Source organism: Neoalteromonas flava, from assembly GCF_002807685.1.
Classification (GTDB): domain Bacteria; phylum Pseudomonadota; class Gammaproteobacteria; order Enterobacterales; family Alteromonadaceae; genus Alteromonas_E; species Alteromonas_E flava.
In genome coordinates this window covers 1-3,108 of record NZ_PEAX01000012.1, presented here as the reverse complement: position 1 = coordinate 3,108, position 3,108 = coordinate 1, and the positions used below count along the sequence as shown (strand labels likewise).

The following is a 3,108-nucleotide window of genomic DNA, read 5'->3' as shown; positions in this document are numbered from 1 at the left end:
CTAGGAAGTCTTGCGCTCTGACAGCTAACAATCGCATTAAAACTCGCTGCGCTCGCGCGGACATCTACCTGTGGGCTCGCGCTGCGCGCAATTTTAGCCCACAGCTAGCTGCCCTTTATGCGGGGCGTTATAACCCATCTCGGAGAGCTACGTTTTGAACATCTTATTAGCATTGGGAGCCGCAATAATAAGCGCTGTGGCAGCTATCTCTGGTGTTTACTTCACCAATAGAGGTCATGAAAAAAGGCTAAGAATACAATTTGAAAATGATACAAAAATAAGGGAAACCGAAAGAAAGGTTAAAAAGCTGGAAGAAATGTTCATTTTATTCCAAAGATGGGAAATGGATGTGTCTTGTTTGGCTTTAACATTTATTCCAGTCTACGAAGGAGAGTGCAGCGCCTCAGAAGCAAAGGCAGACAGCGCTTTAAATAGATTGCAAGAAAAAGGAGATTATCAAAAATTCCAAGCAATTTTGAACCTCCATTTTCCAGAATTAAAAGACGAATTTTGGAAAGTGATGCATAAAAGAGGAGAAGTTATGAAGTTTTGTCGATTTAACGTAGAAGTTAATTCTGAACGCCTAAAGTTATTCATCAGTGCTCAAAAAGATTTTGAGAATCAGACTGCCGAGTTTAGGAGTCATATGTCAGAATTAGCTCATGGGTTATAACAAGCCAATTAAGCTCACTCCCTTCGGTCGTTGGGACAAATACGTGTGCGGCCTCCTCAGATTATGCCGCACACATATTTGCCCCTTATTGGGGTGTTAGGTGCTAAAGGATTAGGTTTGAATATCATTGCCAAAATAACCTTCTTAAAAATACCAAGGCCACCCCATGGTTATAGGTATTTTGGAAAACAAGTCTGGATGCGCATGGACACCACTGACTTCAAAGATTTGGCCTGCTATCTTAGTTTTTTAGACGATAAGGAATACTATGACGGGGATACCACTGAAGTATTCTTGGGCTTTTACGAGGGAGAAACTAAGTCATCTTTTACTGAAGGTTTGGAATTTTCTCTGCGTATACTAGACCTTCAAGTCGCCAAGGGTGTTATCGTAAATGTTTCATAGCAAGCACGCACCTAACAAACGCATTAAAACTCACTTCGTTCGCGCGGACATCTACTTGTGGGCTGGCGCTACGCGCAAGTTTAGCCCACAAGCAGCTGCCCTTTATGCAGGGCGTTATATTTCAAAGTTGGAGATGAGCTATTTTTCGCAGTTTTAGGATAATCGCTTGGATTTATATTACGTTTGGTAGCTTTGCTGCATTGACTGGACTCGGCTATGTACTAGCTGCTACTCATAATGGCGCCGGCAACCCTACAGGTGCTTTGGTGCAGGTTGCATTGTCTATTTGCTTAGTCGTAGCCAGCATATTCTTCCTTAAAAAATCAGCACGCGCACTGTTAGCTTTAAAGCTTCTCACTGCTTTAACTATTGTATTTCTGGTATATACCTCTGCCACATCAGAATTCATATCTATTCCCGCTAGTATATTTGGCTTACTTTTCTATATTGCACCTTTAGCGGTAATAATGTTTAAACTCTGCTCTTCGAGCGCTAAGCTCTTCGTTGACACAAATGAAATATAACAAGTCAATTAACGCGCTCACTTCGTTCGCTGGGACGCATACACGCAGGGCGGCTTCGCCATTATGCCCTACGTGCCTGCGCCCGTTATTGAAAAGTTAGCTCCCTTAGCAACTAAAAGGAAATTTTATGCATATTATTTTAGGGATTTTAGGTGTAGTAGTTACTATCCTAGTATTATTAAATCGGTTACAAGAAGGAGGAATTGATATTGGTTGGCTCAACCCTTTCGCTTGGAGGCGCCGAAGAAATTTTAGAAAACAATATGAGCTTGTTGCTTCATACTCCTTAGATTCTCCTATGGATGTTGCCGCACTTTTGATGCTTGCTATTGCCAAATCTGATGGTGAAGTGACAAAAGAAGAAAAAGAATTGATCCTTAATTTATTTGAAACGGAGTTTAAGCTTTCGTCTTCTGAAGCAAGAGATTTACTTGGATCGAGCTCTCATATTTTAGGTAACGGAGAGGATGTAAAATCCAACCCTAAAGCTGTTTTAGCCAAAAGCTACGAATCGTTCTCTGAGGAACAAAAAGTTTCAACAATCAATCTATTAAATCAAGTAGCAAAGATTGGTTCGTCAAATCCAGAGAAAGAAAGATTATTAAAGTCAGTCGTAGGACTTTTAAGTACTTCGAATAAGTCAAAATGGTAGAAGCTAACAAGCGCATTAAAACTCACTTCGTTCGCGGGGACATCTACCTGTGGGCTCGCGCTGCACGCGATTTTAGCCCACAGCTAGCTGCCCTTTATGCGGGGCGTTATACGCTACTTTAGGGTAAAGGATGAATACAATTAATTGGGATGAGTTAGAACACGCATACGGTGTCGCCTCAGATGTACCAGATTTGTTAGCTGAACTTGCAAATTATTCCACAAGCGAAAGTTATGATGATGAGCCTTTTTTTAGTCTCTGGAGTAGCCTTTGCCATCAAGGTGATATTTACACCGCCTCCTATGCTGCTGTTCCTATTCTTATCTCACTAATTAAAAAATCTCCTAGCCCTGTCGATTATAATTTTTATCTTCTGCCTATCTATATTCATATTTCTTATTTAAAAGGCAAAGCACCGTCCATTCCTGACAATCTAAAAAAAAGCTACCATGAAGCAATCAACATCCTACCTGACCTAGCTGCCAAGGAAGATACAAATAACGAGTTAATGGTTAGGGTGTTGTCCTCGGCTATAGCGGTTAAATCTGGAAATGCAGCGTTAGCCGAAACAATATTAGAGCTTTCCCCTGAGATCATAGAAGAGTTTGAAGAGTGGCTTCAGAGCAGGTAGCGTATAACAATCCAATCAACCGGACAAATACTCGCTGGCTTGGGTCGCTTCGCTCCCAGTATAGCCAACAAGTATTTGCCGTTTATTAGGGGCGTTAGCTGCCACTAGAACTAAACAAAAAAGGATTTAATAAATGAAAAAGTTGCTCGCTGTTTTGTGTTTGGTTTTCCCTTTTAACGCGTTCGCATTGGATTACTATAGCGTTAGTAGCGGCTATGAAGTT

4 protein-coding genes are annotated in these 3,108 nt (G+C 41.2%); all 4 read left to right on the top strand.

From position 1 onward, the window contains the following. Positions 1–154 precede the first annotated feature (154 nt). Entirely contained in the window at positions 155–673 is a 519-nt protein-coding gene (locus CSH92_RS16705) for a hypothetical protein (protein ID WP_100658791.1), read from the top strand. A 117-nt stretch (positions 674–790) separates the two neighbouring features. Next, positions 791–1,078: a hypothetical protein gene (locus CSH92_RS16700; RefSeq protein WP_124916993.1), complete on the top strand. Its 288-nt coding sequence runs from the start codon at positions 791–793 to the stop codon at positions 1,076–1,078. Positions 1,079–1,729: 651 nt separating this feature from the next. Beyond that, positions 1,730–2,254, top strand: coding sequence for a tellurite resistance TerB family protein (locus CSH92_RS16695; protein ID WP_100658789.1), 525 nt, complete (start codon positions 1,730–1,732; stop codon positions 2,252–2,254). Between the two features lie 130 nt (positions 2,255–2,384). Then, complete coding sequence (locus CSH92_RS16690; protein WP_205662198.1) at positions 2,385–2,885, top strand: hypothetical protein; 501 nt, start codon at positions 2,385–2,387, stop codon at positions 2,883–2,885. Positions 2,886–3,108 lie beyond the last annotated feature (223 nt).

What these genes read in the sequence shown, in the direction of transcription:
- CSH92_RS16695 (WP_100658789.1), top strand. Translation starts at nt 1,730, where the DNA reads ATGCATATTATTTTAGGGATTTTAGGTGTAGTAGTTACTATCCTAGTA.
- CSH92_RS16690 (WP_205662198.1), top strand. Translation starts at nt 2,385, where the DNA reads ATGAATACAATTAATTGGGATGAGTTAGAACACGCATACGGTGTCGCC.